This is a genomic window from Parabacteroides timonensis (assembly GCF_900128505.1).
Classification (GTDB): Bacteria; Bacteroidota; Bacteroidia; order Bacteroidales; family Tannerellaceae; genus Parabacteroides; species Parabacteroides timonensis.
Genome location: NZ_LT669939.1, coordinates 72,119 through 97,600 on the forward strand (window position 1 = coordinate 72,119; position 25,482 = coordinate 97,600).

At 45.9% G+C, this 25,482-nt stretch carries 26 protein-coding genes and 2 pseudogenes; 26 read left to right on the forward strand and 2 right to left on the reverse strand.

The window, feature by feature from the left end:
* Positions 1–405: 405 nt before the first annotated feature.
* From BQ7394_RS00625 to BQ7394_RS00750, 26 genes are all read left to right on the forward strand, one after another.
* A complete protein-coding gene (locus BQ7394_RS00625; RefSeq protein ID WP_075555597.1) occupies positions 406–1,104 on the forward strand; it encodes a ParA family protein in 699 nt (232 codons plus the stop codon).
* Between the two features lie 4 nt (positions 1,105–1,108).
* Positions 1,109–1,591, forward strand: coding sequence for a DUF3408 domain-containing protein (locus BQ7394_RS00630; protein ID WP_075555598.1), 483 nt, complete (start codon positions 1,109–1,111; stop codon positions 1,589–1,591).
* 695 nt (positions 1,592–2,286) lie between these two features.
* Positions 2,287–3,417 (forward strand): hypothetical protein, encoded by a 1,131-nt coding sequence (locus tag BQ7394_RS00635; RefSeq protein ID WP_075555599.1) that lies wholly within the window; start codon positions 2,287–2,289, stop codon positions 3,415–3,417.
* Between the two features lie 245 nt (positions 3,418–3,662).
* Positions 3,663–4,256: a Crp/Fnr family transcriptional regulator gene (locus BQ7394_RS00640; RefSeq protein ID WP_075555600.1), complete on the forward strand. Its 594-nt coding sequence runs from the start codon at positions 3,663–3,665 to the stop codon at positions 4,254–4,256.
* A 305-nt stretch (positions 4,257–4,561) separates the two neighbouring features.
* A complete protein-coding gene (locus tag BQ7394_RS00645; RefSeq protein WP_075555601.1) occupies positions 4,562–5,140 on the forward strand; it encodes a conjugal transfer protein TraO in 579 nt (192 codons plus the stop codon).
* An 18-nt stretch (positions 5,141–5,158) separates the two neighbouring features.
* A complete protein-coding gene (locus BQ7394_RS00650) occupies positions 5,159–5,371 on the forward strand; it encodes a hypothetical protein (RefSeq protein ID WP_075555602.1) in 213 nt (70 codons plus the stop codon).
* Positions 5,368–5,712 carry a hypothetical protein gene (locus BQ7394_RS00655; RefSeq protein WP_075555642.1) on the forward strand — a complete coding sequence of 115 codons (345 nt, stop codon included), beginning with the start codon at positions 5,368–5,370 and terminating at the stop codon, positions 5,710–5,712. The genes BQ7394_RS00650 and BQ7394_RS00655 overlap by 4 nt, the downstream gene beginning before the upstream one ends.
* 18 nt (positions 5,713–5,730) lie before the next feature.
* Positions 5,731–6,075, forward strand: coding sequence for a hypothetical protein (locus BQ7394_RS00660; protein WP_075555603.1), 345 nt, complete (start codon positions 5,731–5,733; stop codon positions 6,073–6,075).
* Positions 6,076–6,087: 12 nt separating this feature from the next.
* A complete protein-coding gene (locus BQ7394_RS00665) occupies positions 6,088–6,399 on the forward strand; it encodes a hypothetical protein (protein WP_075555604.1) in 312 nt (103 codons plus the stop codon).
* On the forward strand, positions 6,396–9,002 hold the full coding sequence (locus BQ7394_RS00670; RefSeq protein ID WP_075555605.1) for a TraG family conjugative transposon ATPase: 2,607 nt from the start codon (positions 6,396–6,398) through the stop codon (positions 9,000–9,002). The genes BQ7394_RS00665 and BQ7394_RS00670 overlap by 4 nt, the downstream gene beginning before the upstream one ends.
* On the forward strand, positions 8,995–9,216 hold the full coding sequence (locus tag BQ7394_RS00675; RefSeq protein ID WP_075555606.1) for a hypothetical protein: 222 nt from the start codon (positions 8,995–8,997) through the stop codon (positions 9,214–9,216). The genes BQ7394_RS00670 and BQ7394_RS00675 overlap by 8 nt, the downstream gene beginning before the upstream one ends.
* Before the next feature lie 5 nt (positions 9,217–9,221).
* Positions 9,222–9,818 carry a TrbJ/VirB5 family protein gene (locus BQ7394_RS00680; protein ID WP_075555607.1) on the forward strand — a complete coding sequence of 199 codons (597 nt, stop codon included), beginning with the start codon at positions 9,222–9,224 and terminating at the stop codon, positions 9,816–9,818.
* 6 nt (positions 9,819–9,824) lie between these two features.
* Positions 9,825–10,880 carry a TraJ family protein gene (locus BQ7394_RS00685; RefSeq protein ID WP_075555608.1) on the forward strand — a complete coding sequence of 352 codons (1,056 nt, stop codon included), beginning with the start codon at positions 9,825–9,827 and terminating at the stop codon, positions 10,878–10,880.
* Positions 10,881–10,884: 4 nt separating this feature from the next.
* A complete protein-coding gene (locus BQ7394_RS00690) occupies positions 10,885–11,583 on the forward strand; it encodes a hypothetical protein (protein ID WP_075555609.1) in 699 nt (232 codons plus the stop codon).
* A complete protein-coding gene (traM, locus tag BQ7394_RS00695; RefSeq protein ID WP_075555610.1) occupies positions 11,570–12,853 on the forward strand; it encodes a conjugative transposon protein TraM in 1,284 nt (427 codons plus the stop codon). The genes BQ7394_RS00690 and traM overlap by 14 nt, the downstream gene beginning before the upstream one ends.
* Entirely contained in the window at positions 12,850–13,035 is a 186-nt protein-coding gene (locus BQ7394_RS00700) for a hypothetical protein (RefSeq protein ID WP_007564699.1), read from the forward strand. The genes traM and BQ7394_RS00700 overlap by 4 nt, the downstream gene beginning before the upstream one ends.
* A gap of 12 nt (positions 13,036–13,047) precedes the next feature.
* Positions 13,048–14,160 carry a DUF4138 domain-containing protein gene (locus tag BQ7394_RS00705; RefSeq protein ID WP_075555611.1) on the forward strand — a complete coding sequence of 371 codons (1,113 nt, stop codon included), beginning with the start codon at positions 13,048–13,050 and terminating at the stop codon, positions 14,158–14,160.
* Positions 14,157–15,629, forward strand: a complete 1,473-nt coding sequence (locus tag BQ7394_RS00710) for a DUF3945 domain-containing protein (RefSeq protein WP_075555612.1) — start codon at positions 14,157–14,159, stop codon at positions 15,627–15,629. Before BQ7394_RS00705 ends, BQ7394_RS00710 begins: the two co-directional genes overlap by 4 nt.
* Before the next feature lie 18 nt (positions 15,630–15,647).
* Positions 15,648–15,833: a hypothetical protein gene (locus BQ7394_RS00715; protein WP_075555613.1), complete on the forward strand. Its 186-nt coding sequence runs from the start codon at positions 15,648–15,650 to the stop codon at positions 15,831–15,833.
* 3 nt (positions 15,834–15,836) lie between these two features.
* The gene (locus BQ7394_RS00720) at positions 15,837–17,030 is read left to right on the forward strand and encodes an ArdC family protein (protein WP_075555614.1); all 1,194 of its coding nucleotides are present in this window, start codon (positions 15,837–15,839) and stop codon (positions 17,028–17,030) included.
* Positions 17,008–17,391, forward strand: a complete 384-nt coding sequence (locus tag BQ7394_RS00725; RefSeq protein ID WP_008771429.1) for a single-stranded DNA-binding protein — start codon at positions 17,008–17,010, stop codon at positions 17,389–17,391. The genes BQ7394_RS00720 and BQ7394_RS00725 overlap by 23 nt, the downstream gene beginning before the upstream one ends.
* Before the next feature lie 11 nt (positions 17,392–17,402).
* Positions 17,403–19,349, forward strand: coding sequence for a type IV secretory system conjugative DNA transfer family protein (locus BQ7394_RS00730; RefSeq protein WP_075555615.1), 1,947 nt, complete (start codon positions 17,403–17,405; stop codon positions 19,347–19,349).
* Between the two features lie 22 nt (positions 19,350–19,371).
* Positions 19,372–19,791, forward strand: a complete 420-nt coding sequence (locus tag BQ7394_RS00735) for a hypothetical protein (RefSeq protein WP_075555616.1) — start codon at positions 19,372–19,374, stop codon at positions 19,789–19,791.
* A 107-nt stretch (positions 19,792–19,898) separates the two neighbouring features.
* On the forward strand, positions 19,899–21,287 hold the full coding sequence (locus BQ7394_RS00740) for an ATP-binding protein (RefSeq protein WP_075555617.1): 1,389 nt from the start codon (positions 19,899–19,901) through the stop codon (positions 21,285–21,287).
* An 11-nt stretch (positions 21,288–21,298) separates the two neighbouring features.
* Complete coding sequence (locus BQ7394_RS00745) at positions 21,299–22,324, forward strand: toprim domain-containing protein (RefSeq protein ID WP_075555618.1); 1,026 nt, start codon at positions 21,299–21,301, stop codon at positions 22,322–22,324.
* Positions 22,325–22,378: 54 nt separating this feature from the next.
* A complete protein-coding gene (locus BQ7394_RS00750) occupies positions 22,379–22,864 on the forward strand; it encodes a hypothetical protein (RefSeq protein WP_075555619.1) in 486 nt (161 codons plus the stop codon).
* Between the two features lie 99 nt (positions 22,865–22,963).
* Here BQ7394_RS00750 and BQ7394_RS26525 read toward each other — a convergent pair.
* Both BQ7394_RS26525 and BQ7394_RS00760 read right to left on the reverse strand, forming a co-directional pair.
* A pseudogene (locus BQ7394_RS26525) lies at positions 22,964–24,212 on the reverse strand (PcfJ domain-containing protein).
* Position 24,213: 1 nt separating this feature from the next.
* Positions 24,214–24,625 (reverse strand): annotated as a pseudogene (locus BQ7394_RS00760) (PcfK-like family protein).
* Positions 24,626–25,482 lie beyond the last annotated feature (857 nt).

Consider the following 25,482-nt stretch of genomic DNA (forward strand, 5'->3'; position numbering starts at 1 on the left):
CTCGGCTGTCGCAAGGGTTTTTGTACCTACAAAAACATACCTTGCATTAGCAAAGATATACAATAATACTCAGCTGTGAAACAAAACCAGACAAAAGTCTTGATTTCTTAATCCAGATTAACTGCGCACTTTGTTACAAAGTAACTACACACATTGTAACAGGAAAACGAAAACTCTTTAGTTACAAAATACATAATTACTAATTACATTATTACAAAGAATGAACATACATACTTAATTATAAGATTAAATACATATATAATTATATTCATATTTATATATGAAACAACTTATATAAGTAAGTAAGTAAGTAAGTAAATAAGTGTGTAATAAATTAATTATAAAAGTATGCAATTATTTAATTTATTATTTATATATTTGCGCACATACTTAAAAACGTACATTATGGGACAAATATTACCAGGAGTAGTCGTAGCTTTTGAGAATCCCAAGGGCGGGGTAGGGAAGTCTACGCTGACAGCTTTGTTTGCAGGTTATATTCATTCGCAGTCAAACGAAGAGGGTGGCTTATCCATTGCCGTGGTGGATATCGACGACATGCAGAACACTATCGGAAAATTACGTGAGGACGAAGCCGAGGACGGAATCATGAAAAAGGAAGAAGAATATGAGGTTATCAATATCTCATCCTCTGAGTTCATCAACCAACTGGATTTCCTTCAGGACAATTACGACATTATACTTGTCGATTTTCCGGGGAACCTGAAACAGAACGGTGTAGTTGAAACGCTGCACTTCGTTGACGTGATCATTATCCCCTTTGAACCGAACCAAACCGATTTAAGACCTACATTGACCTTTTACTATAACATCTATGAAGGGATTATTGAAAGCCGTCGAAAGATTGGCAAAAAGACTACCGTGCGTGGTGTCATGAACCGTGTTCTTCCGAATGTGCTGGAGTTCAAAGAAATTTTGAAAAATAAAAAAACCTTGCCTTTCGAGTTGACGCAAAACTACATCAAGGATTCAAGGGTTGACTATCAACGCAATTTAAGTACGCTGAGTAAAGCGTACCATCATCCCTGTGATGCGTTCTGTGAAGAGGTATTGGAATTAATCTGCAACCATATAGGAGAATAAAGCTATGGCAACCAACAAAGAAAGGACATCATCAGCCGCCATGAGAAAACTCTTGCTGCAAAGCGCCAGTAAGAAAGAGCAGGAAATCCAGCAGATCGGAAGTGTTGCGGAAAGCACTATTCCCCAACCTGCGATTGAGCAACCCATTCATGAAGAGGTGAAAGAATCGGCTCCGGTCACAGAAACCGTCCAAGAACCTCAGCCGGAACAAATGGAAAAGCCGGAATCCAAACCTTCCGTGCAGTCTTCTCCAAAAACAGAAGAAAACAAAGTCTGCGGAAAAAAATTCTCGGAATATCTGAAAGAACAAAAATTAAAGAACACCGAAGTAATCCGGATATCCAGCGAAACCCACAGAAAGCTGAAGCAGATTGCTATGGCCACTGGATTAGGAATGCACAACATCGCCAACAACATACTTGAAGACATATTGACCAGCCATAACAAGGAGATTCAAGCGATACTGAAGAAGTATATGAGCATCTGATTCTACTTTCGGAAAAATATATATACGCCTGTTCGACTGCATCTGTCGGGCAGGCGTTATTTTTGCACACCGTTTTAGTGAAGGCCGGCATTGAACCGGGACACTTTTACACAACTGCGGAAAAATCCCTTTGCCTATTATCCCGGATAATATGTTAAAGAATTCAAACTTCTACTAGTTTCCACCTCAAAATTTTTTCCGAAAGTAAGAATACAGTAACAAAATCATTTCTTTGTTTTATTTAGGTTTTTAGGAATTTAAGTATTTGTGGGATACTTTTACACAACTAATAAGGGAGGTTTTCCGTATAATCAACTATATTATTGCAAGTTAGCGCTTGATGGCATCTTTTCGCAACCAGGACACTTCTACACAACTAACCGACTATTCGGGACACTTCTACACAACTGAACAGGAAAGTCGGGACACTTTTACACAACTAGAATCTGCATTCAGGACACTTTTACACAACTAAATCAGGAATCCGGGACACTTCTGCACAACTAAGCCGGTCATTCGGGACACTTTTACACAACTGGGGGGAGCGGAAACAGCCGTAGTCGGGACACTTTTACACAACTAAATCAAGAAACAGCACGAAAAAAATGCTTTGGAATCTTCATTTATAGGGAGTTAGATTCACTATCTCCGTAAAAAAACGTATCTTTGCATTAGTAAACAACAAGTGTCCGCCTATGAAGGAAAATAATACACAAAAAGAGTTGAGCAGAGTTCCCAGAACTCTCAGCGAGTCTCCCAACACGAAAGTATTGGAAGTTCTATTCGATGCAGGCGGTACTGTCATGTCTGACATTATCATTTACGTGGCATCTTCACAAATGAAAGACCTGTTCGGCGACTGCTGGTTCTCCATCAACGATTTTTGTGAGGTCATGGGGTATGAACGAACCAAGCTGCAACGAAAACTGACCGAGAAGCAGCTTGACTTCCTGTTCAGCAACCAACGTCCGGTATATATCACCGAACAGAACGGGCAAAAGATAGAGCATCCGATAGAGAACACCTTTGAAGCGGCGTTATACCGTTTAGGGACATCCAACCTCAGTGTAGCATACGCCATGAATGGCAAGACGCAATATAAGTTCATTCAAATACTGGATCGCTTTGAGATAAAGGATGACTTCAGCACGAAAAAGCGCACTAAGCGGAATTACAACGTGCATCTGAGCAAAGATCTGATGAATACTTTGCTTACCGAATACAATCTGCTGGAGCTGAAAGACTACCGTAACTTGCCCAACCGCAAAGGATACCGTAAGTTTTATCTGAACCTGGCAAAAATGATTTACCTGATTAAGTATAAGATTGACCAAGGACAAGCACCTTATTTCACCGTTACAGTTGACCAACTTGCCAAGGAATTTGATGTAACGGTAAAGGACAACCATGACCGGAAGAAGAAGGTGACCAGCATCTTAAACGGTATCAACAAAAAGCTGGAAAGAACCAAATTCCAATACCAGTACATCAAAGGAAAAGGGGAGAGATGGCCCTACACCGTACAGTTCTTCTTTGATCAGGAAACATTGGAATATTTCGATGAAAAGATAAAAGCGATATTGACCTCGCAATATCACGATGCGCTTAAATCATGCTTTTTGCTAAACAAGAAAGGTATTCCCGTCAGCAGGCATTACCAATATAAGGATTTATTCAAATTTGGAACCGGCGAATACTACCATGAGTTTACCACATGGCTCTATTCTGAAGAGGATAAGGAGTTTAAGGAAAATATCTACCGTGATACCTATATCAAGGTGGTGGGTATTCAACCGGAAGATCTTGCCGTCAACTTGAATCTTTAAAAGTTGGAACAAAAATTATAAAATTGTATCTTTGCAGCGGATTCTCAGGCAACTGGCAGTCCGTTTTTTACATACATACTGCCTGTCTAACAAAAGAGTGGCATCTATCGTTAAGGAATTAACAACAACAGGCGCGTACCTGTACCAGAATGAAACTGGTACGGGGCGTGCCTTTGTTGTTGGAACGCCACGTCCATGTTAGAGGGTACGCTTCCGTACCCTTTATATAACATAAAACAAATCTAATGGTTCAACAAATTGCCTCCCTGATTGATGAGACACTGGCGGCCATGAACGCCCACCATCACGTGCGGATGACAGATGAAGAAAGGGCGTATCTTGATGCACATTTCGAACTCATCCACATCAAAAAGGGAGAACACCTCGTCACTAGGGGCGAGGAAGTATGTTACCTCTATTATCTGGAATCCGGCATTGTCCGGTTATGGTTTCCGGATAAAGAAAAGAGAGAGATTTCAGCACGGTTTATCCAAGCCAAAGAGTTTATCAATTTTTTCCTTTCACATGAAGAACACCATGCCCACTACAATGTCAAGGCATTGGAGCCATGCAAGGTCTGGAGATTACCTAAAAAAGACCTTCATCAGCTATATGAGTTATCCATCAATTTCAACAAATTGGCCAGGATACACCTAGAAAAGTCTATCAACCGTAAAATCAAGCGGGAAGAGGACTTTCACACACAGGATGCCGAAGAGCGTTATAAATCGCTTTTGACCAATGAAAAATGGCTGTTGCGGTCAATCCCATTGAAAGACATAGCCAGTTATATCGGCATCACACCCCAAGCATTGAGCAACATTCGAAAGCGCATATAAACCAAACTCTATAAGCCGGACAGGACAGTTTTACACAACTAATCCTATCCGGCTTTTTTCTGTAGAATTATTCCACACCTGCCGGTTTACGGCACATGTATTTTTTAATGCACATTAAATAAACACGGAAGGCCCTTTAAAAGCCTTTCATAAAATTTGTCCTCCCGTATATAATCTATATGTTTGGAGCGAAAACAACGCGATAAGCACCTTGATTCGGTTCTGCCGACAGGAATCCGCGTAAATTAGAAACACCGTATGAGACAAATAGAAAAATATATAACATAACCTAAAGAGTAATTCCCATGGAACACATCAGACTGACCGCTATCAGCCTTAGCTTGCTGTTATGCACCGTAAGCGCTTTTGCGCAACGCCATTATGAGAACATCCCGGCACTTGAACTGAACTACGGCACTAACCTGTTCGGCGATGCAGGCAACTATTACAACCTGTCCTTTTCCAGATACATCAACCGGACAAGCTATTGGAAAGCCGGGCTTAGCTATTTTGAGAAGCCTTACGAATACACACCCAACCTACCGCAAGTCTCTACCTTGAACCCAGAAGAAACGATTCGAGAAACGATACATGACAAGGGTAAGGACTTTTATGTGGACGGCGGTTATTACAGAACCCTGGCCAGCAACCTGAAATCCGTTTACTGGGGCATCGGCCTGGGAGGATTCATCGGTACAGAATACGTCCGCCACCCCGATAAGGAATACAGCTTCATCATCGGATCGAAACTGGAAACGGAACTGGAAGTATTCATCCTGCCCCGAACGGCATTGCTTGCCCGCATACAACAACATTGGAATCCCCTATCCATTGACAAGTGGAACACTGTCTGGAACGTAGGAATAAAGATACTGCTCTACTAACCGACAAATCACATCACCATGCTTATTATCATATTATTAGCCGATACAAATGTATCCGGCCTGATCTCCTTATACCGTGAAATAGGAACCATGCTGATAGGGGTAGGCTTTCTATGTGCCGGACTAGCGGTACTTAAAAAACTGATAAGCAACCACGAGCGCACCAAAGAGGCCATCATCACCTATATCACGGCATTGGTCACTTGGCTCATTATCTGGCAACTCTTATGAACGTGGTAGATTTGATACTGCTTGCCATACTCGCCTGTATCACGTTTCACTTTTACTTCCGGAAAAAGAAGAAAGCCCTTTCTTCCAGAAATGAGAAAGAGAATCCGGCAAGGGAGGCGGTGCGCAAGGAAGGGCAGGAGAGAGCCTGTCCAGTCATCTGCGTGGTATTTCAGCCTGAGCTGGAAGAAGAGGAATTGGCTGTCGAGATAGCCGATATGTACCTGCATGGAAGAGCCTACTACTACTCAGGCAAACCCCTGCCGGAACAGCCGAAAGAAGAGCCCATATCCATCAAGTATAAGGATGTGCAATGGGAGAGACTGAAAACGATTCATGTTTAATTAAAAAATAGGAACAAAATGAAAGTAATCGAAAATGTAAGAGAAAAAGTGAACCAAGTCATTAACCGCTACGGAAAGGTTATCTTTACCTTTCTCATATTCTTCACGCTATTGGGAACGGCACAAGTGGCGGAGGCACAAAGCGGCCTGAAGATCAACAGCCTATCCGAAGTGACAGACAAAGCCAAAGAGGGTGCGGACACCATTCTGGACGTAGCCAAATACATTTTGGCGGCGGTACTCGGCATCGCCCTGGTCTTTGTCATCTATTCGCTTGCCACGAACAATCCCCATGCCAAGGAATACCTGCTCGGCTGGATCATCGCCGTGGTAGTCATCATGGTGGCCTTCCTGATTATCTAAAAACGAAGAGCCATGAGAACCATGCGTAAAATTAACAAGCCGATCAAGTTCTTCGGTCTGTCATCGGGACAGTTCGCCATCTTCATGCTGCTGACGGCCATCATCATCATCGTGAGCATATTCAAGCAGCTGCACCCGATACTCATCATCGGAATCATTTCCGCCATTCTGTTTCTATCCGGTCTGCTGTTCCAAACCTTGAAAAAGGAACACAAGGCCGGCAACCCGGACTACCTGACCGGCCTCCGGATCAAGAACGCCACCCCCCGGCAGATAACGGACAAACGGCAGATTTTCAAATTCATCCTAAAACGGCAACCATGATAGGAATCATCATACTCATATCACTGCTAATCTGTGCGCTGTGCCTGCTGATTGCTCTGCTGTATATCCGGCAGACAGAGATAGAGGTGAAGGACAAATCCGTGGATCTGGAAAGTGTCTTGCCTATCCAGACCATCACGGAGAACGCTGTCATCAACGGGAACGGTGACATCACCGTCGGCTACCGGCTGCTTCTGCCCGAAGTGTTCACCTTGTCGGAAAGCGAGGCGCAATACATCCACGAGCGGTTGGAGGCTCTTTTGAAGATGCTTCCGGCAGGCACGGTCATCCATCAGCAGAATTTCTACTATACGGGGCGATACCATCATGCAGAATACTCTTCCAATGCCCTGATAGCGGAGAACAACCGTCATTTCAACGGCAAGGAGATACTGAACAGCTACACCAACCTGTATGTGACGTTCACGAACAGCAGCCGAAACGGTAAGATACGCAAAAGCGCATCGGGCACCTCGCTCATGCGAAAGCTGCACTACCCATTCAAGCAACCTTATAAAGAATATCAGCAACGGCTGACAGAAATGGAAGCCTTTCTGATGAACTTTGAGAACGGCTTGTCATCCATCCAGCAATTTGAGATACGCAAGATGGATGATACGGAACTGAACAACGCCATCTACGACTACATCAACCTCTCTTACGAGACACCGGAAAACGATGCCACGCAGAAGAGCGTCAACCCTATGGCCGTCAGTGAAAGCGGAAGCATGAAAGTAGGGCAACAGCACGTTTCCATCCTTTCGCTGACCAATGAAGGCGAGCATCTTCAAGAACTGGCCGTGCCGCACACCGGTAAGTCGAAGGCATACGGGGGAAACATAGAGATACCGGACAGCATACGGAGCAAATGCTCGATGCTGTACCCCGTAGGACTTGGCCTGCCGTTCAACCACATCGTAAACATCGTGATAGAGATAACCGATCCCGATGCCACCGTAACGGCCATCGGTGCGGAGAAAGACGCGCTGAACTACATCACCAACTTTTATCCGCCCGCAGCGGAGAAGCAACGCGAGCAGGCAGCCTTCTGTGATGAGATTACCCAGTTCGACTACCAGACCGCCTATACCGCCTTCAATGTCGTGCTGAACGATACAGACCGTACCTCGCTCATGCGGAAAACCGCACTGGTACAGCAAGGATTCAGCTTTATGAACCAAAGTTCGTGCTATGTGGAGAACGCCGAGCTGTGCAACCTGTTCTTCTGCAACATACCCGGCAATGCAAGGGCCAATTACCGGGGCTTCGTCAACACGACCAAGCAGGCCATCTGTTATTTGCAAAAAGAGGGGATGTACCTTTCGGACGAGAAAGGACATATCTACCATGACCGTTTCGGTACTCCAGCCAAGATAAACCTCTGGGATTATCCGGCGCTGAACAACAAGAACCGCATCGTTATCGGCCCCTCCGGTTCCGGTAAATCTTTCTGGCTGAACAATTACATCCTGCAAAGCTATGAGCTGGGCCGGGATGTGATGATCATCGACATCGGCGGCTCTTACCGCTCGATGATAGCCTTGAACCGGGGCAAATACTTCGACTCTACCGAGCAGAAGAAATTTGCGTTCAACCCCTTCTTGTGTGACCGTGACAAGAACGGCAAATACCTGTACATCGACACCACGGATGCCGAGTCTGCCGATGACCAGATAAAGACCATCGTCGCCATTATCAGCTACATTTGGAAGGTACGTGAACCCATGCTGCCAGCCGAGAGCGCCATTCTCAGGAAATCCGTCATCGGATTTTACGACTATGTGAACAACTCTTCAATAGGAGAGAAGCATGAGCGTATCTTCCCGACGCTGATAACTTACCGGGCTTATCTGAAGGAAGTGTTCAGCAAACGGATGACCGAGTTTGAGAAACAGAAATTCGAGATAGAGGAACTGCTACTTTTGCTGGAACCCTATACGGACGGAGAGCTGTCATTCCTGCTGAACGCCACCGAGAACGTGGATATCGTACATGACCGGCTGATAGCCTTCGATATGGAAGATGCCTCTAAGAAAGAGTACTTTCCACTCGTTGCCATCATCACCCTGCAAATGATCGTGGATAAAATCAAGAAACGCCAGGGATTTGCCAAAGAACTGATCATCGACGAAGCGCTCGACTTCCTGCAAGACGAGAAATTCGGAGACTTCATCGCCTACCTGTACCGTACCTTCCGTAAAAAGGAAGGAAGCATCACGCTGGCCGCACAGAACATCCTGTTTTTGAAAAACATGCCGTCCAGTATCAAGGACTCCATCATCATCAACTGTGCGACCAAGATTATCCTCGACCATTCGGAACACCGGCAGAACCTGCCGGAAGTGAAAGCCGTGCTTTCCATCACGGACGAAGAGGCCTATATGATCGAGTCGTTGCAACGCACGGAACGCTGGAGAGAGTTTTTCATTAAGATGTCGAACGATGCCTTCATCTTCCGCAACGAGGTGTCCGACTTCGCCGCCGTAGCCTTCGATTCGCGCCAGGCGACGGTAGTACGGCTGAAGCAGTTGTTCAACGAAAGTGGCTCGACCTATACGGCCATCAACCGCTATCTGGAGGAAAGGAGGAAAAAGTATGGATGACGCCACCCAAGGGCTGACCGCCCTTCTAAGCTGGTCAACCGACTTCAACGGCAGCGCATACAATCTTGCCGGAAGCATTGCCGCCTCACTTTTGGGCGTTGCGCTCATTTTCGTGGTATGGGCACTCGCCACGAAAAAGGAAAATGCCAAAAGCTATCTGATAGCCTGGCTGGTATGTGTCATATTCACCCTATTATTCATCATCAACAAATAACCGTCATGAAAAGAATCATTCTCATACTCGGACTTGCCGTCTCGATGGGGCTGATGGGAACCGGCAGCGTTCATGCCCAGTTTGTCGTGCATGATCCCGGACACACCCTGCTGAACTCAACGGAATGGATCACCAATGTCAAGAAATGGGTCGCACAAATCAATGAAATGATAGACGCTCAGGAACTGAGGCTTGGCCTGCAAAAAATCGACCAGCTGAAGGAACTCAAGTCACTGAAAGAACTGGCCGATTTACTTGACGATGTAGCCTGCCTGAGCAGCGACTACAGTTTTTACCTGAATGTAGGTTCAAATTACCACTGTTTGAAATTTCTTAATTTTCAGCGTGTAACCGTCAATCTGAGCCTGAGTACCGATTTGCTGTTCAAGGTAGCCACCGTGACCAGTTATTTCTCGATGAACTCGGAAGGACGCATGTCATTCATCGAGCAAGTGAAGGAATCGGTAGAGAAGGCAGCTGAAGAAATGCGAGAGTTTAACGAATCCGTGCGTTCCACGGTCATTTACAAATCCATGAAAGGGCATAACCGGAAGACCTACTATCAGGGACGGCTGGCCGCTTTCACACGACACACCAATTAAAGCGCTATGAATCAAGACAATTTTCTCTGGGGACTCCAGATCACGGACGGCCTGACCATGGAACTCGTTTCGCAAATGACGGTCATCGCCTTCGGTGTTGGTGTCATCTGCTTTATCTGTAACCTGGCATACAACTATCTCTATCACGGAGCCAGCCAGCTGTTAAGCCCGAATGAGGACAAATTTCCCGACATGATGGAAATCGCCCGTTGCCTGGTACTGTTCTTCTGCCTGAGCATGTACACCCCCATCGCCCAAACCATCGTAGGCACGATGGAAGTAATCAACGAAGCCACCTCGCTGACCTCTGAGCGTGCGCAGGAATTTGCCCAGTTCATGGCACAATCAGCCACCGAACAAGGAGAGATGATTGCCGAATACGACAAACACAGCCTCCAGTCGGAGGTTGCAGCCGAAGAAGACAACACCGGCGCCATGCAGCACGAACTGGATAAAAAGATGGAAGAGGACGAAATGACCGGTGTACGCTCCAGCGTGGAGAAGATCGCGCAGCTGCTCAATCCCGCCAACCTTGCTACCCTTGTGCTTCATGGTATTTCCGCCCTACTGGTAGGAATCATACAAGTAGTCATCTTAGGTATCGGCGTGGTCATTGTCAAGCTACTGGTCATTCTCGGCCCGTTCGTATTTGCCGTGAGTATGCTGCCGGTCTTTCAGAAGCAGCTGAATATCTGGTTCGGTACGCTCTGCTCCGCCTGCATGGTATTCACCGTCATCAATATCCTGAACCAAATCATGTGGCAGACCTTCAAGGCCATCTATACAGAGAGTGCGGACATCGTGGACGCAGCCACCTGGCAGATACAATATCTTGGCATGGATCTCGCCTTAATCGGTTCTTATTGCAGCTGCTTCTGGCTATCCTCCAAAATAGTAGGGCACAGTGACGCCGGAAAAATCATCTCGAAAGCCGTATCTATCGTCACCACGGCGGCCACCATCGCCCTGATGGGAGGCGCAGCGGCAGGCGGCAAGCTGACCAACGTAGGCGGTGCCGCCTCTATCGGGGCAAGTTTCATAAACGACAACAATAAAAAATAGAACCATGAATCTGATGAAATTCAAAGGAACAGATGATGCGGTCAAGCTGACTATCCGGCTTTCAGCCGGGTACTGCATCATCCTGACTATCGCTTTTGCCAGCAGTATCATCTTCCTTATCAACAAAATAGAAAAAGCATACGGCCAGGCTCTCGTCATCGACAGGCAGGGAGAAGTCTATGAGGCAAGCAGCCTGTCTGCCAGCGATATGCGGCAATACGAATACATGAACCATGTAAAGACCTTCGTAACCCACTGGTATGCCTTTGACGAGAGCAGCTACGAGAAGAACATTTCGCTTGCGCTCAACCTCATAGGCAACAAGGGGAAGGAGCTGTTGAACGAGTACAACGATGTGAATATGCTGAACTCACTCATACAAAAGAATATCCGTTACGGGGTATGCATCAAGGATGTAGAGATTAACACCCAAACGATACCCGTTTCCGGAAAGATAATCTTCACGCAGACCGGATACCGGGCACGGGGAAGCATCTCACGTAATATCGAAGCGGAATTCACCATCTATGATATGCTGTCCCGCAGCGAAGAAAATGCGCACGGAGCCAAGATAGAAGATTGGATTGTCCACTATTCCGAACCCATGAAAAACAACGGTGCCAACACATCGCAGGCAGCTTCTCCGGGCAAGAATGAAAACCAGTCAGAAACCTCTAAACCAACCGACCATGGAGCCGAATAAACTTATCAAAGACAAGAACAAGCTGTTGATGGCCATCCCGGTAATCCTAGGCATCCTCTTCCTTTATGTATTCTTCATCCGTGAGAACGGGAACGTGACGTCAGGGAGTGACAAACAGGTCGCCTCGCAAGCCTTTCTGGAACCACAGTCGGAAATGGCCGACAAGGTGAACGACAAGATGGAAGCCTATAAGCAGGACAAACTGGAAGAGCAGGAGAAGGCACGCATCCTGAAAGAGTCTCAGGTCAAAGGATCTGATTTTTACTTCGAGCTGCAAAACCAGCAGGAACGGTATGACCGTGCCACACTGGAGCGCATCCGCCGTATGCAGAACGATCCGTACAGCGAAGTCATAGCAGAATACGGAGGTGGCCGGAACGGACGCTTCTCTCATCAGCTGGAAAGCCAACTGGACGGACTGGAGGACGAGCAGGCGCTCAACGAGATTATCCGGGAAGCCAAGAAGAACTCACGCATCCGCAAAGAGTTGGAAGAATCCGACAAATACCGCAAGCGCATGTATGAACGGATTGTCAATTATGACCAAGAGGGAAAAACGGAGAAAGCTGCTTCCAACCCTTCCGGCCATCCATCCACCGACAGCCTGATGCAAAAAGGACTGATCTACCGTACCGAAAACGGCAAGCGGGTACGCCGCCAACCAACCTCCACACCGGGAAACAGCAACCTCTTCAGGGCTTGTATCCACGGCGACCAGACCGTAGTCACAGGCAGTACGGTACGGATGCGGTTGCTTCAGGACGTAACCCTATCCGGCATGAAGGTACCGGCCAACACGCTGTTTTACGGTGTCGCCACTTTGGGAGCCAACCGCCTCGATGTGGTGGTCAGCAACCTGAAGGTGGGAGACAGCCTCAATCCCGTATCGGTAGTTGTCTTCGACAATGATGCCATGGAAGGGCTGAATCTTCCAAACAACCTGAAAGCCAATGCCGCCAAACGCATGGAACAAGGACTCGTACAGAATATCGACATGCCGCTCTCTTCCATCGGCACGATGGCCAGCGAGGTGACCAGCGTGGTCAACGCCACCACCCAGATAGCCAAGCAAATCCTAAACATGAGCCTCTCACAAGTGAAGGTACATCTCAAGTCCAACTACGAAATGTATATTCAGGAAGAGAGTCAGGAATCGAAGTTGCGCAGGCAAGCCGTGCAAGCGGAGTTACAAAAGCTCTATGAGCAAATGGAACAAGAGAAAACGAACAAGAAAAATCATCCCCTTCAAACATTGATAGACAAATTATGATAGACATTCTCAATTACCTGCTTGCGCTGTCAGCGGTCTTTTTCGGCTACCGGATCTACGTATCACGCCGGAACGGACGAGCCTTTAAAGAAATCCGTCCGCTGACCGTTTCTTTCGGCATTACCCTGCTTCTTCTATGGGGCATTACCGTATTCACCGCCTTTTTTTCAAGAACCGTTTAACATATCGACAACATGAAGAAATACATTTATCTACTGTTTTACTGCCTTGTGTGCAGCCTGCCGCTTTTCGCTCAGGAAAACGGCACTCCCCGGCAACAAGCCATCAACCAAAAAGACATCTTTATCTCTTTCGACTGTGTGAAACACCTGGTATTCCCTGTGCAAGTATCTGATATCGCTATCGGCGAGCAGGAACTTGTCATGGCCAGCCGGGTAGAAGAAGCACCCCATATCGTCAAGCTCTCGGCGCAAGCGGAAGGATTCACCGAAGAGACCAACCTGACCGTAGTCTGCATTGACGGGAGCGTTTACACCTATCACATCCGCTACCTTCCCGAAGGCGGCACGGATTCGCACCTGAATATTTACGAGGACAACGGAAAATGGCAGCACCATGACTATCAGGCAGAAGTCAGCAACCTCCATCTGGCCGAGTTCTTTTTTCCGGAAGACATCGTTTACGGAACGCCCGGCAACGAGGTGTCCTTCACTCTGGCCACCTACAACAACCAGTTGAAAGTATCAACCGCCAAAGATGCCGTGGCATACTCCAACCTGTTTGTAGTGGATAAGGCCATGAACACTTACCACATCACCATCAAGCGGGGCAACACCTCCGTATTCACCTACAATTTCGATGACCAGCGCAAATATACCGCCCATGTGGATGTGAACAGCGAAGAGATGGAAAAGCATATCCGGGAGCTGCGCACCAAGAAACGCAACATCTACAGCCTGGGAGTCATCGAGAACAAGTTTGAGCTGTCAATGGCCAATCTGTATGTGCATGAGGACTTCATGTTTTTCATCTTTGACCTTAAAAACAAATCATACATCGATTACGACATCGAGTTTGTCAAATGTTTCCAGCATGACCAAAAGAAAAGCAAGAACGCCATCCAGCAAGAAACAATCATCGAACCTATCTATCAGAAGGATTTCGCCACGAAAATCAAAGGCAAGAGCCAAAACCGACTGATTCTTGGTTTCAACAAATTCACAATCCCCGATGACAAGGTTTTCGAGATTGAAGTCTATGAACGAAACGGAGGAAGGCACATCAAGCTAGCCGTACTGAACGAATACATTCTTTCCGCAGACCCCCTATACCAACCACAGCCATGAAACTGAGAGAAGCATTAGACACCTATATGTTCAACAACGTAGGACAGTTCGGCGGCATCGCTGAATCACTGGGCTACCAAACCGAATACCGAGACGGATATTTCCGATTCCGCAAAGACGGGGAAGAGCTGAGCATGAGCGTAAGCGAAATCAGGGAAAAAGCCGGAGCAAAGTACGATGAAAACCTTCGTGACCAATCAAAAGAACGCGTATCCGGCCTTTTTGACAAGGAACGTGCCAATGATCCTAAATATGTCGCCGAGCTGGAGAAGGAGGGCATCAGCATCAAGCGATGGGAGAACCTGAAAGGACATGACAAGGACGGCTTTACCGTCATCGACCATCGCCTGAAAGTATGCTATACCGGACAATCGCTCTACGAATACGCCTACAGGCAAGGAAACATCCTCGACGGCAAAGGTACCAAACTGGAGAAAGGCGTCATGTCCGACCTGATGGAAATACACGGCAAACCCGGAAAACTCCGTTTCAATGACGACGGTATCTCTGTTTTCTACCGCAAAGAAACATTGGTCATTCCGGACAAAGTATTGGGAAAAAAGTTAGGCAAGAAAGAAAAGGAGCAACTGCTCGCCGGTGACATCGTACCTCTGAACGTAAACAGAAAGGAGATCCTGCTGCAAGTGGATAGGGATCTGAACTCTGTCATCGTGCGTACCAACCATGAGATCAAGATCCCCGACGTCATTGGGCAGACTGGCGAATACGGGGGCTACAAATTAACCAAAGCCGACAAATACCTACTCGCCAACGGCCATGCTCTGGAGAATAAGTTGCTGCACAGTCCGGAAGGCTACTTCATCGCCGACATCCAACTGACGGATGACAAGAAAGGAGTCATGATACAGAACATACAGAGCATCACATCCAGCAAGGCACAAGAACTGATCAAGGCGATGACACCTAAACTGGAAGCCCATGCGGTCAGTCTGGGAACGGCAGAGAACCGGAAACACGAAGTGGAACGCAATATGGAAGCTGAGTTTAGAGAAGCGGTGGGCAAACATGACTTTGAAAAGATCGGGAAGCTCAAAGAGGAAGGATATAAACCCAGTGAAGAGTTTATCAAAGGAATTGGCAAGGAACACGGTCTGGATGAGAAGCAAACCCATGAAGTCATCCAGCTGTTCGGCACCAAGCCGGAAAAACAGGGCGAACATGAAAGGCAGGCGGCACGTCTGTTGGATGCCGCACAGACCAGCAATTTTCATATCATCCAAGAGATACAGAAAGAAGGCTACCAGCTCAGCCAACAAGACCTTACCCGAATGCGTGAAACAGGTGTGCAAGCCAACACGCTGATAGCCGTACAAAAGATTTTCGGAATGGAAGGCAGCACAAAGACACTGGGAGATGTCAAACTGGCCAGCACCCCCAAACCCGACAACAGCAAGGAAATGGCCCGTCCGATAGCCAGCACCATCAACCGGGCTTTCAATGACTTATAACCTAAAAATTCAGGAATTATGGATTACGATGAATTAGTACAGAAAAACATTGCGGGAGAAATCAGTGACTTAGAGTTTCTACTTGCACAGGAAGAGCTTGCACAAGCCTATCAAGAAGAGATGGCTGCCAAGCAGCAAGAGACAAACAACCAAACGGCCAAAGAATGGCTGCTTGATTACGAGAACAGAAATCTATACCAATAAATCATGGATACAGCAAGTGACAAAGCATTACAGCGTTTCGCCGAACTGATGATCGAGAAGATAAAGCAGGTGGAAGATAACTGGCAGAAGCCTTGGTTCGGGATAAATGGTGGGGGACTTCCGCAAAATATCGAGGGAAGAACCTACAACGGAGTAAATTCCTTCATGTTGTTTCTACTTTCGGAAAAAGAGCAGTACAGCCTGCCGGTCTATATGACCTTCATGCAAGCCAAGGACAGCGGCCTTAACATACTGAAAGGAGAAAAGTCATTCCCGGTCATTTACTGGAATTTCTCAGTAAGAGACAAGAACGGAAAGAAAATACCTTTCGACGTATATAAGAACCTGGATAAAAACGAGCAGCAGGAATATAAGGTCACGCCGTTTCTGAAGACATACAATGTGTTCAACGTACAGCAGACCAATCTTCAGGAAACGAAACCGGAAAAATGGGAAGCATTGAAGGAGCAATTCAAGATACCGGCCATCAAGGATGAGCAAGGGATGCTCACCGTGCCTCTGATTGATGCGATGGTACGGGAACAGCAATGGATCTGCCCCATTTATTCCAAGGAAGGAAATAGTGCTTACCATGCAAGGGGAGAAGATAACCATATCGTCGTACCACTGAAGGGGCAGTTTAAGGACGGAGAGAATTTCTACTCCACACTACTTCATGAGATGGCGCACTCGACTGGGGAGCCTGAACATCTGAACCGGGAAAAAGGCGTGATTTTCGGAGACAAGCAATATGCCAAAGAGGAACTGGTTGCCGAACTCACCTCCGCTACCGTCGGGCAAAGCCTGGGAATATCCACCTATATCCGGGAAGAGAATGCCATGTATCTGAAGAACTGGCTGGGAGCCTTGAAAGAAGATCCCAAATTCATCTATAACATCCTTGCCGATGTAGGTAAAGCCAGTAATATGATCCAGGAACACGCCTCACGGATGGAACAGTACCTCACACCGGAGGAACGGTTTACGCTGGCCGTCCTGCAAGACAACCGTCCGGTATTGGAGCAGATGAAGAATGAAGGTTTTATTCCTTCATCCCGGCAATTGGAAAGCCTCGCCGCCAACCATCCCACGGCAAGCAACCTTGAAACACTATACGGCACTTTCGGCATTTCGCTGCCTGTCATGGAAGCGGAACCGGCCATGAAAAATACGGATGAGCCACAGCTCGGATTATAAACTTTTAAAAACCATCATTATGTTTACAGGACAAATTATCGGTTATGTCGGTGCGGATGCCCGGCAGAACAAGAACGGGAAAGGATTCAACTTCCATGTATCCACCAAGTACAAGAACGTGAACAACGAGGAACAGACCCTATGGGTATGCTGCTTCGTAAATTACGAGAGTAAGGTCTTTGAGTATCTGAAAAAAGGGACACAGGTATATGTCTGCGGCGATGTGTATGCCGATGTATTCCAGAAGGATGACGGTAGCCACATTCCATCCGTCAGCCTGACCGTCTCACGCATTGAGCTACTGGGAAAGGCTGAGAAAAAAGAGAACGGCGACGGAACGGCAACCGGACAACCCCAATAACTGCAACGGCCATGGAAAGAGAGAAGAAAGACCTGTCATTCATCCTGATCCTGCTATCCACGCTCATCGGGACAGCCGTACTGTTTCAGTGGGCTATCGTTACGGGATTATACGCTCCACTACGTAATCCGGCCATGTGGGAAAGGCTGATGGAAAAGGATGCCCTATTCCGGTTTCTCTACGTCATCCTGATCGGCGGTCTTGCTTTTCTCTTCCCGGTAGGCAAGGTGAAAGACGAAAACAAGAAATGGGTTTACACCAGTATGACATTGGTTTCGGCATCCATGCTGGTTATCGGATTCAGCCGGTTATCAGCGTGGTATAACCTATTTGTGTTTCCTACTGTGTTTGTGGCATACACGCTGCTTGTCATCAAGACTCTGCCTTATTTCATCCGGCGCCATGCCCAATCCGATGACAGCATTTTCGGGTTAAGCCGGGAAGAATCAGCTTTCTACTTCCGCTTTGAGACCGCCTCCGGTCCGTTGGTCATCCATAAGCCGCAGCAGAATGTCTATATTGACGGCGGTCCGGGAAGCGGTAAATCGGAAAGCTGGATCAAGGGAATCATCTATCAGTGTGCCGAGCGCAACTATGCCGGATTCGTGTACGACTGGGAGGGTGATCCCACCAAGGACAAGTCACCCATCCTCTCACGTATCGCCTACGGAAGCATTGAATACTTCCGGGCTAAAGGAGTGGAGACACCCCGTTTCGCCTATATCAATTTCGTGGATATGTCACGCACGGTCAGGGTAAACGTACTCTCTCCGAAATATATGTCAAAGGGTAACGAATCGCTGTTCATCCGTAACATCATCATCACGCTGATGAAAAATCTGGAAGCCAGTTGGAAAGAAAAAACAGACTTTTGGGCCAACAATGCCATTAACTACGTCTATTCAATCGCCTACAAATGTTTCAAGGAGAGGGAGCTTGGCATCTGTACGTTGCCCCATGTGATAGCCCTTGCCCTTTCGGACAGCAACCTGGTATTCCATTGGCTGTCGGAAGATCCTGAAATCGCATTGAACATGTCCTCGATGCTGACCGCCTGGAAGTTGGGCGCACAACAGCAGACAGCCGGAGCCGTATCATCCGCACAGACTCCGCTGGTACTCCTGAACAACAAATACATCTTCTGGGTGTTGTCGCCACTTCCCGAAGAAGAGTTCTCTTTGGATATAACCAACAAGGAACACCCAACGCTGTTATGCGTAGGCAATGCGCCCACCATCAAGGAGGCCGTATCTCCCGCCATTTCCTGCATCGGCAGCGTACTGATGTCGCAGATGAACAATCCCGGCAAAGCAACCAGCGTATTCATGGTCGATGAATTTCCGACCATCCTGTTACAAGGCATCGACACCTTCATCGGTACCGCCCGGAAACACAATGTCGCCACCATCCTTGCCGTCCAGGACTTCAACCAAGCGGTCAGGGACTATGGAGAGAAGAGTGCCAACATCCTGAAAGCCTCTTGCGGGACACAAGCCTACGGCATGACCGGAAACGAGAAGACGGCCAAGGACATCGAGAACCTGCTTGGCGAGAAGAAAGAGGCACAGGAATCCTATTCCCACCAGACAAGTGGAAGCGGCAGCGTAACGGAAAGCCTGCAAAAAGAAAAGGTCTTAAAGGCAAGGGACATTGCCGGGCAAGCAGCCGGGCACTTCATCGGCAAGATTGCCGGAGGTAAGCCGCCATTCTTCAACGTGCAGATGGATATGTGCCGTTTTGAAGAGAAGGAGATACCCCGTTTCTCCTTGCCAGTCAAACTGGGCAACGGCAAAGAAAAGATGGAACTGGAAATCCTGGAAGAGATTATCCAGCAGAACTACATTAAAATCATTGAAGATGTCAACGCTATCCTTAAAAAGATAGAGGACAAATTAAAGGAAAAGTCAGCAGTTCCGGCAGCCGGGACACATAAGACAGAACAAAAAATCATCCGATAACATTCAACAAAAGAATCCTACCATGAGAAAAATCCATTCATTATTAGTGGCAGCCTGCTTATTGGCGGCTTCATGCAATAGAGAGGAAATCCAACCGGAAACAGACAAAGCCGGTATGTATCACATCACCGTAGCCGTAACCGGCACCTCACCTAAAGGCTGTGTACATATATATAATCTTGACGGCGTGAAATTCAGGAACGAACGCACCGGCACCTCCGCATTTTCCGTAGATGAGACCTTCACCGATAAAGTGAAATACAGTACGGAAAAGCCGGTCAGCCAAATTACCGTGCAAGGCATCCTCTATTCCAAAGAGAACGCAACCATCACCCTGCGAGTAAAGAAAGACGGTGAAAGCGTGTTCAACCAGAGTAAACAGTTAGAGGCCGTTCCCGGTATAGACACTACTGTTGATTTGGTTTACAGTACAATAAAATAAAAAGTAACCATATTAAAAAATCAGGTATTTTCTCTTTTACATTTGAACAGGTTTTATTATCTTTGTGAAAGATAATCTTTCTCACTTATAAAACAAAACTAACATAGATGAAGTTCAAGCAATTTATAGACAGACAGGATTCTTTGAAGAGATTGCGCAATGCTCTTTTAAGAACATCCCCCCAGTTTCTTGTCATATACGGCAGAAGACGTATCGGTAAATCCACGCTCATTAAAAAGATCATGCAAGACAAGGATGTCTATTTTCTGAGTGACCAAACGAATGAGGCCAACCAACGAGCCTTGTTTGCCAAAGCTATCGCCTACAGCATACCTCGATTTGATAAGGTCGTTTATCCTGATTGGGAAACACTACTATTGGAACTAAACGACAGGCTATCTGAACGTATATCCGTTTGTCTGGACGAATTTCCTTATATGGTTAAAAGTTGTGCTTCATTACCTTCTGTTATCCAGAAGTTGCTTAATGGAAAGACGCTCAAATATGACCTGATTATTTGCGGATCATCGCAACAACTCATGCAAGGATATGTATTGGACAAAAGAGAGCCTCTATACGGATTGGCAGATGAAATTATCAAACTGCCTCCAATTCCTGTGTCCTACATCGGCCAAGCTTTAAATGTAAACACAATTGCCGCAGTAGAAGAATATTCCATCTGGGGTGGCATTCCTCGTTACTGGGAGTTACGTGCAGATTATCCAGATATGGACACTGCCATACGGGAATTGGTTTTAGATACCAAAGGCATATTGGCCGAAGAACCGCAACGACTTCTTCGGGACGATTTACGGGATACAATACAAACCTCCACCATCCTTTCCATCATCGGAAATGGGGTCAACCGCATAACTGAAATTGCATCAAGAGCGGGAAAAGAAGCAACTCAGATATCCGAGCCTCTGAGTAAACTACGAAAATTAGGTTATATAAAACGTGAGATACCTTTCGGCGAAAGTGAGAAAAAGAGCAAAAAAGGTATCTATCGCATCAATGACAATATGTTACAGTTCTATTATCGTTTCATCGCTCCACACCGTTCTATCTTGGAATTAAGGCGTATCGATACCGTCATGCACCTCATTAACGCACAATTTACCCAACATGTAGGTGACTGTTGGGAGCATCTTTGCCGACAATATATAAGTGGCAACGAGATTGACGGTATTGTCTATAATATCGCCTACAAATGGTGGGGAAAAATATTTCCTGAAGGCAACAAAGAGGGGACAATGATAGAATTGGATGTTGTTGCAGAATCATTCGACAAGAAACATATACTCATTGGAGAATGTAAATGGACGAACAAAGAAGATGCTCAACGATTAGCCTGGACTCTATCAGAGAAAGCTGCCCATCTTCCGTTTATCAAAGACGGTCAAGAAGTACATCTCGTCCTTTTTCTAAAGCAAGAACCAGAACATCAGGAATCAATCCGATACTTTCTTCCAGAAGATATTATAGAAACCATCTAACAATCAATCGTATGAAAGTCGATTTCAATCAGATAAAAACAACCATTTCTCTGCCCGATTTCCTGCTGGAGCTGGGATGGAAAATCGTGGAAGGCTCTTCCAACTCCTGTCCCAAAATGAGCAACGGAACGCATACCATCGTCATCAAGCGGAACTCGCAGAACCAATATACTTATTGGGACGTGCATAGCGACAGCGTGCGTGGCCGAAGCATCATGGATCTGATGCAGGAACATCTACTTGAAACAACCGGAAAAATGCCGACCTTGCGCAAGGTGGGAGAGATCCTTCAGAACTACATCAACACCAACCGCATCACGACACCCGAAAAAAGCCGGTATGAAGTCGGTAGCACAAGCATGGGAACGGACGAACTGCATTTCTACCTACGCCAACTGCAAACTTACAAAGGAAACTATCTCTCAAAAAGAGGTATATTGAAAGAAAGCATCGAAAGCCGGTTCTTCAAAGACACTTTCTTTATCCGTGAAGTAAAGAACAAAGGGAGTGTTTACCGAAACGTGTGTATCAAGATGTACAATGAAAACGGTGTACAAGCCATTTCACAGCGGAATGAGGCGTTCAAGGGTATTCTCGGTGGCAAGTTCGACTGTCTGGCAACCAGCAACCATGACAAAAGCCGCCCGATAGACATTCTATACATCGGGGAGTCATTTATCGACTGTATCTCCCACTATCAGCTATGTCATTCCGGAAGCGACCTCAATCTCGTATATGTATCTACGGAAGGGACATTCACGGAAGGACAAATGAGGCTATTACGCCTGATTCTTGACAAGAACCAGGTAAAGGAGCTTCGGAGCATCTTTGACAACGACAAGCAAGGACACAAATACACCCTATGGCTGCATCGTTACTTTCATGGCGATACGACTGATGTCGAAAGCCTGAGCAACGATGAACTCCGTAACAAGGTACAGGAACTGAAGAACGTCGAACTTTCGGAAAACAAGGATTGGAACGATGATTTGAAAGTCTCGTGTGGTATCTATACCTCCACGGATGGCGGCCAGTAACCTCATAGATTTGCTCAATCACATAAATACGACAACCAATAAAATCAGGTCAATATGAATATCAAGCACTTATTTTTTTGTATGCTGCTCATTGCCTTTTCCTCATGCAGCAAACCCGGCTATGAGAAAGCCATTGCAGAATGGGTTCAGACAGATTCCCACGGCACCTGGACGGATTTAAAGTTTGAACTACTGAAAGTGTTGGAAACAGAAGATGTCACCGTATCGGACAGCCTGCGCCACTTGAACAACAAAAGCGCACAATTATCCGCTGTCATACAAAAAGCGGAAAGTCCCCGTACCTTATTCAAACCCTCCTTTTCCGCCTATATGGAAGCTGAGAAAAGCATGAAAGAAACGGAGGCCATGAAAGCCATGTACCTGAACCGTGACAGTGCTGAAGTTATCGGCAAGATATTGAAATGCAGGTATGCCATCGTCCAACCACATTCAGGGGTGCAGCAGAAAAAAACGGGTTCTTTCCTATTGTCCCCCGACATGGAAAAATGTATCGGAAAACTAAAGCCTGCAAGCAAATAATCCGAGCGTAACGGTGTGTAGCGGCAACGTTTTTTTTGGTTCTTTTTTGGGCGTGTTCCAAAAAAGAACTCCCACACATCCGAATGTGTGGGCTATTCACTATACAGCCATCCTTTCCCTTATCAACGGAATATTATCCCGTACCAAACTCAGAATCCGGTCATGATAGGCTGATAATAGGTTAGACTTTCCACGGCACTGGCACACCTCCATCCTGCTAAGTGAAAACTCCACCGTTTCCATGCGCTTTCCATCCACCGTTGCCGACATTACCAACGAATCTTCCCTCTTATAATAGGCGTTGGTGAATACACAATGATGCAGTAACTTTCCCTCTTTGTAAAAGTCCGAAAGGCTTTCCAATACCCGAACCATAATATTTCCATCCGCAAACGAAAGATTAAAGAAACGTGATTTGGCAGCAATATAGTCTTTTTTCATCCTTTTCAGAATATTTTTTCTTACATTTCCCCATCACCCAATCATGCGCTTCTTCTACATTCAACGGACACAAATAATGAGGATTCCTCGCATCTAATTTATTTTCTATCAGCATATCCACATAGTCCAACCACAAGTCTGCATCATGTATCACATAGTTATGCCGTAAACAGATTCTTATGTACGCCCAATACTTATCCATGCAGGATTTTCTTTTTAAAAAACTCAAGAACAAATTTATTTGTCCTGACTTATATAATATTTCCATCCGATTATCAGTCAATAATGTCTTAAAGAAGGAACTCGGACAAATATCATGAAAGACTCCCTTAAATCCATTCCTCGTAAGTTCGGGTATCACTTTCATTCTCGGACAGATAACTGCCGGGCAAATATCATAAATATGGTCATGATGCACATTCCGCTTACGCAATTCTAAAGAACTTCCATATATCCATGCATCGTAATAAAATATAGACATGCCCCGTAGCAAAGACAGCGTTTCTGCCTTGCCCTCTTTATTCATCCAACACTGTACCGCCTCAATTATATAGTAATTAGCTGGAGACCCTTTTTCCAGCCGGCAGTCCACCATAAAAAAACGGATAACTTGATATTGCTTGTATGTAGTTACCACACAAAAATATTCTTTATATATAGCCGTCCTTTTCCTGTTATCCTCCGATTTCAGATTCATGCCGCAATGAGGACATTTACAGTCTTTCTTATCTCCTTTATCCAGCCATGTATGTCCACACTCCAAGCAATAACAATACCCTTTTGCATCACGCTTGAAGTAATGCACAAAACAATGCTTATAAGCATAATGCTTTTGAGCCTCTGAGATGGGAGTCAACTTTCTGCTTCCATTCACGATTTCCATTTGTAATTTTGTCTTGGGTTTCATATCAAAAAAGAGTTAACTGGATTTGTACTTCGGTATTGTTCTCACGTTTGGCTTGTTGACGCTTCTTCAACTTTGCCAATTCTTCCTCCTGCAATTTTTTGATAGCAGCCTCACGAGCCGCTTTCTTTTCTTCCTCTGACAATTCAACATGATGATTTACGACTACATTACATTTTAATGGGCTACCCACCTCAATATTATCTTCCTGATAATAGTGCAACGCCATACCAAAAATTTCATCATCACTAAAACCACAGCAACCACTTTTCTTCACTTGGTTTAAAATATTAGGTAATGCAATTATCTATATTCTTTGTAGGTTTTTGATAGACTGGAGCAAACAGACTATCCACCGCTGCCATATTATCAAGGTATGCCTTGATGGTACTTTTAAATTGTTCTGACACTTTCATAGTATATCATTTTTAGATTTCATTTCACAATAAGCCAATTTCACGAGAAACAAGAAGAATAGGCAAATAAGAGCCAACAACGTAACCGACACAACCTTTATCGGACCTGGCGTTATTACCGCTCCGACAAACATAGCCACTGCACAAAGAGCGATGATGACCGAAAAAACAAATTGAATGATTTGCATATACTTCTGCTACTTAGTTTGTTAAACTTCTAATTTTATGCTTCAGCTAGATTTAAAGACCTTTTTTTAAACCCCCTTTCCGGGATGGCCTTTTCTTTCTGCCGACTTTTTTTGAACTTTCATGCCCCATCTGAGTTTATGAGCCTTTTTTTTACGGCACACTACAATAAGGAAGGAGGGATTGAGAAAAGTTTTGGACGACAAAAAATGTTGGAGACAGCGAAGCCGTCCGGCGTTATTTTTTTCGGGACAAAGGGCGAAGGCCGGAACTCTTTCGTATCCATCCACCGAAATAAATTTGCCGTTCAAAAACAAAGGGTCTCAGAGGGAGCTATGAAAAACGCACATTAGGGGAGGCAGAAAACCAGGAAAAGGGCAGAACGGAAAGTAAAACAAGCCATACGGCTCTGCTGGCAAAGACGTATTCCTATCTACCTGCCACTTGTGGCAGGGGAAAAGGGTTAACAATGGACTGCCGGGACAAACGGTAAAAGGGCGGGGGTGCAAGACAGAAGAAGAAGGTTGTTTCGGCATGGACGAAGCTCCGGATGATGACTATTGCAATCCTGCCCACGTTTGGAACTTCTCATTCCACTGAAGGGGAGGGTGGGAAAAAATCTGCGTGAACGCAAAAATGCTCTCGGATATGTAGCAAAAAAAAGCGGCACT

Excerpts from the sequence above, each read along its gene's own strand:
- BQ7394_RS00725 (WP_008771429.1), top strand. The coding sequence starts at position 17,008 with ATGAGCCACAGCTCGGATTATAAACTTTTAAAAACCATCATTATGTTT.
- traM (WP_075555610.1), top strand. The coding sequence starts at position 11,570 with ATGGAGCCGAATAAACTTATCAAAGACAAGAACAAGCTGTTGATGGCC.
- BQ7394_RS00655 (WP_075555642.1), top strand. The coding sequence starts at position 5,368 with ATGAACGTGGTAGATTTGATACTGCTTGCCATACTCGCCTGTATCACG.
- BQ7394_RS00650 (WP_075555602.1), top strand. The coding sequence starts at position 5,159 with ATGCTTATTATCATATTATTAGCCGATACAAATGTATCCGGCCTGATC.
- BQ7394_RS00730 (WP_075555615.1), top strand. The coding sequence starts at position 17,403 with ATGGAAAGAGAGAAGAAAGACCTGTCATTCATCCTGATCCTGCTATCC.
- BQ7394_RS00720 (WP_075555614.1), top strand. The coding sequence starts at position 15,837 with ATGGATACAGCAAGTGACAAAGCATTACAGCGTTTCGCCGAACTGATG.
- BQ7394_RS00665 (WP_075555604.1), top strand. The coding sequence starts at position 6,088 with ATGAGAACCATGCGTAAAATTAACAAGCCGATCAAGTTCTTCGGTCTG.
- BQ7394_RS00745 (WP_075555618.1), top strand. The coding sequence starts at position 21,299 with ATGAAAGTCGATTTCAATCAGATAAAAACAACCATTTCTCTGCCCGAT.
- BQ7394_RS00635 (WP_075555599.1), top strand. The coding sequence starts at position 2,287 with ATGAAGGAAAATAATACACAAAAAGAGTTGAGCAGAGTTCCCAGAACT.
- BQ7394_RS00630 (WP_075555598.1), top strand. The coding sequence starts at position 1,109 with ATGGCAACCAACAAAGAAAGGACATCATCAGCCGCCATGAGAAAACTC.
- BQ7394_RS00710 (WP_075555612.1), top strand. The coding sequence starts at position 14,157 with ATGAAACTGAGAGAAGCATTAGACACCTATATGTTCAACAACGTAGGA.
- BQ7394_RS00670 (WP_075555605.1), top strand. The coding sequence starts at position 6,396 with ATGATAGGAATCATCATACTCATATCACTGCTAATCTGTGCGCTGTGC.
- BQ7394_RS00660 (WP_075555603.1), top strand. The coding sequence starts at position 5,731 with ATGAAAGTAATCGAAAATGTAAGAGAAAAAGTGAACCAAGTCATTAAC.
- BQ7394_RS00705 (WP_075555611.1), top strand. The coding sequence starts at position 13,048 with ATGAAGAAATACATTTATCTACTGTTTTACTGCCTTGTGTGCAGCCTG.
- BQ7394_RS00735 (WP_075555616.1), top strand. The coding sequence starts at position 19,372 with ATGAGAAAAATCCATTCATTATTAGTGGCAGCCTGCTTATTGGCGGCT.
- BQ7394_RS00690 (WP_075555609.1), top strand. The coding sequence starts at position 10,885 with ATGAATCTGATGAAATTCAAAGGAACAGATGATGCGGTCAAGCTGACT.
- BQ7394_RS00715 (WP_075555613.1), top strand. The coding sequence starts at position 15,648 with ATGGATTACGATGAATTAGTACAGAAAAACATTGCGGGAGAAATCAGT.
- BQ7394_RS00640 (WP_075555600.1), top strand. The coding sequence starts at position 3,663 with ATGGTTCAACAAATTGCCTCCCTGATTGATGAGACACTGGCGGCCATG.
- BQ7394_RS00700 (WP_007564699.1), top strand. The coding sequence starts at position 12,850 with ATGATAGACATTCTCAATTACCTGCTTGCGCTGTCAGCGGTCTTTTTC.
- BQ7394_RS00740 (WP_075555617.1), top strand. The coding sequence starts at position 19,899 with ATGAAGTTCAAGCAATTTATAGACAGACAGGATTCTTTGAAGAGATTG.
- BQ7394_RS00685 (WP_075555608.1), top strand. The coding sequence starts at position 9,825 with ATGAATCAAGACAATTTTCTCTGGGGACTCCAGATCACGGACGGCCTG.
- BQ7394_RS00675 (WP_075555606.1), top strand. The coding sequence starts at position 8,995 with ATGGATGACGCCACCCAAGGGCTGACCGCCCTTCTAAGCTGGTCAACC.
- BQ7394_RS00645 (WP_075555601.1), top strand. The coding sequence starts at position 4,562 with ATGGAACACATCAGACTGACCGCTATCAGCCTTAGCTTGCTGTTATGC.
- BQ7394_RS00625 (WP_075555597.1), top strand. The coding sequence starts at position 406 with ATGGGACAAATATTACCAGGAGTAGTCGTAGCTTTTGAGAATCCCAAG.
- BQ7394_RS00680 (WP_075555607.1), top strand. The coding sequence starts at position 9,222 with ATGAAAAGAATCATTCTCATACTCGGACTTGCCGTCTCGATGGGGCTG.
- BQ7394_RS00750 (WP_075555619.1), top strand. The coding sequence starts at position 22,379 with ATGAATATCAAGCACTTATTTTTTTGTATGCTGCTCATTGCCTTTTCC.